Raw genomic sequence first — 2,133 nt, 5'->3', positions numbered from 1 at the left:
GAACCTGATGATACGAAAACCAAAAGGCAACAAAGAAGAAATTTACGCTTACTAAGCCGAAACTACGAAAGCTACGATTCTATTGATGAACCGTGCAAAAAATTTCGGACTCAGTACGCACAACGCCTGCATAACACGTTTGCTACTATGCAATTATACTTAAAATTGACGCCTTAAAACGAGAAACACCCGACAACCTGAGATGCCGAGTGTAGTAAATCGTGTTGATGCATTTGTTAACTGCGATTCAATTAGTAGTGATAACGACAAGAAATTATCGTCAAATGTGAATCATTAACGGCATAAACCAGTCTATTTGTATCATCAATCCTGCGTGACCAAAAACCAGCTAAGTTCTCTTTCAATGGCTCAGGTTTGCCAATGCCTTCAAACGGTGAGCGCTTTGCATCTGTGATTAACTTATTAATACGTTTGAGGGTTTTCTTATCCTGTCCTTGCCAATATAAATAATCATCCCACGCTTCATCAGTCCAAGCTAACATTCGACTCATTCAAGCAAGCCTCTTTCCGTAGTTTGGCCAGCATTGTATTGAGCAATTGATTTATTTAAATGAGCTGCATTTGCAGGAGAACGAGATAAATATATCGTTTCCATTAAACTATTGTAATAATCCATAGACATTACAACCGCATCTTCAGAATCTCGACGAGTGATAACTGTGCAGTCTGCATCATTAACCACGCCATCAAGAACAGATTTAAGACCATTTCTGGCTTCAGTAAAAGAAACTATACGCATAATTACCTCTTTGTTGAGTTGTACCTAATATTGAACAAGTATAATTCATAAAAACAAAATGTACAATATATTGCACAGGTAACAAAGAAGCAGTTAACGCCTGCATAACACGTTTACTACCATGCAATTATACTTAAAATTGACGCCTTAAAACGAGAAACACCCGACAAACTGAGATTGCCGAGTGTAGTAAATCGTGTTGATGCGATTGTTATGCCCGTACTAACCATTTTTATAATATGCTAGTGCAGTGAAAATTAATGTTATAAATGCAATCAAAATAGCTGACCAAAACTTCCAATCCATACACTCAAAAATTGTTTTTGACTTAGCTTTGTCAGTTTGTGCACCCTGTTTAAAACCCTCTTGAGTTAAAGTGAAACTCAACCAGTTTTTGTCTCTTGATATCCATCCAAGTTCTTCCATTTTCAATATATATGCTGCATATTTGACTTTCGGTATTGGATTAGATTTATCAACAACCTCCGGAATCACTTCTTCTAAAGCTTTATCATAAGCAGAAAACTTAACTTGCGATAAATCTATTGTAAGCTGAGTCTCATCTGACGTAGCTTTTAAGTATAAATACCTAATGATCTTTAAGAGAACTTCTTCGGAAACTACATATTTGCTCATAACTATTATTTTCCATTTAGGGCATAACGCCTGCATAACACGTTTACTACTATGCAATTATACTTAATATTGACACCTTAAAACGAGAAACACCCGGCAAACTGAGATTGCCGAGTGTAGTAAATCGTGTTGATACGATTGTTATGTTCATTTAAGCTAGGAAAGATTAATCTTTTTCAACATCTGATTTATTCGCAATCTTTTGAAGGTTCTCGTGAATTTTAAATAATACTATCAGTAATTCGCACCAAATTCTTGCTCCGATTGCACCACCAACAATGATACCTAAACCACCAAGGATATTTTTCTCATAGCCAGCAAACATTGTACCTATACCGGAAACAACGGCTGAAACTAATAATAACCAGTAAACAATAGTGATTATCTTTGGTGTAAGCATTGAATCAAAAAAGAAGATATCTTTCATTTTAGAATTTCCATTTATAATTAAAAGTATAATAAGCTCAATAGCTTAGTCGTAACCAACTGAACAATTACTGATAGGGTTATATTCCAATTAATGATGATTTGCTACAAATACTTCATCACTATGATTGAATTAATGAATACTTTTGAAGTACACCACGATTTTACGTTAATAAAGAAGAACATAACGCCGCAATAACACGTTTATTACTACGACGGCTTAGCTGAATTTTACCGCCTTAAACACCGAAACCAAAGACAAACCTACAACGCCGAATGTAATAAATCGTGTTGATTGCTTTGTTATACGG

At 35.2% G+C, this 2,133-nt stretch carries 4 protein-coding genes; all 4 read right to left on the bottom strand.

Features of this window, described 5'->3' with window-relative positions; translation table 11 throughout:
• Positions 1-251 precede the first annotated feature (251 nt).
• On the bottom strand, positions 252-512 hold the full coding sequence (locus HC728_RS19445; RefSeq protein ID WP_017019086.1) for a Txe/YoeB family addiction module toxin: 261 nt from the start codon (positions 510-512) through the stop codon (positions 252-254).
• Entirely contained in the window at positions 509-760 is a 252-nt protein-coding gene (locus HC728_RS19440) for a type II toxin-antitoxin system Phd/YefM family antitoxin (RefSeq protein ID WP_012551877.1), read from the bottom strand. Before HC728_RS19440 ends, HC728_RS19445 begins: the two co-directional genes overlap by 4 nt.
• A 222-nt stretch (positions 761-982) precedes the next feature.
• Complete coding sequence (locus tag HC728_RS19435; protein ID WP_139073842.1) at positions 983-1,396, bottom strand: hypothetical protein; 414 nt, start codon at positions 1,394-1,396, stop codon at positions 983-985.
• Between the two features lie 166 nt (positions 1,397-1,562).
• Entirely contained in the window at positions 1,563-1,823 is a 261-nt protein-coding gene (locus HC728_RS19430; RefSeq protein ID WP_190395958.1) for a DUF4282 domain-containing protein, read from the bottom strand.
• Between the last annotated feature and the right edge of the window lie 310 nt (positions 1,824-2,133).

The sequence above is a fragment of the Aliivibrio sp. S10_S31 genome, assembly GCF_014694495.1.
Taxonomy (GTDB): domain Bacteria; phylum Pseudomonadota; class Gammaproteobacteria; order Enterobacterales; family Vibrionaceae; genus Aliivibrio; species Aliivibrio fischeri.
Note: the sequence above shows the minus strand (reverse complement) of the source record. Positions and strands in the feature narration are given on the sequence as shown.

Bases quoted from the DNA above. Each gene is read 5' to 3' on its own strand.
- HC728_RS19445 (WP_017019086.1), bottom strand. From the start codon at position 512: ATGAGTCGAATGTTAGCTTGGACTGATGAAGCGTGGGATGATTATTTA.
- HC728_RS19440 (WP_012551877.1), bottom strand. From the start codon at position 760: ATGCGTATAGTTTCTTTTACTGAAGCCAGAAATGGTCTTAAATCTGTT.
- HC728_RS19435 (WP_139073842.1), bottom strand. From the start codon at position 1,396: ATGAGCAAATATGTAGTTTCCGAAGAAGTTCTCTTAAAGATCATTAGG.
- HC728_RS19430 (WP_190395958.1), bottom strand. From the start codon at position 1,823: ATGAAAGATATCTTCTTTTTTGATTCAATGCTTACACCAAAGATAATC.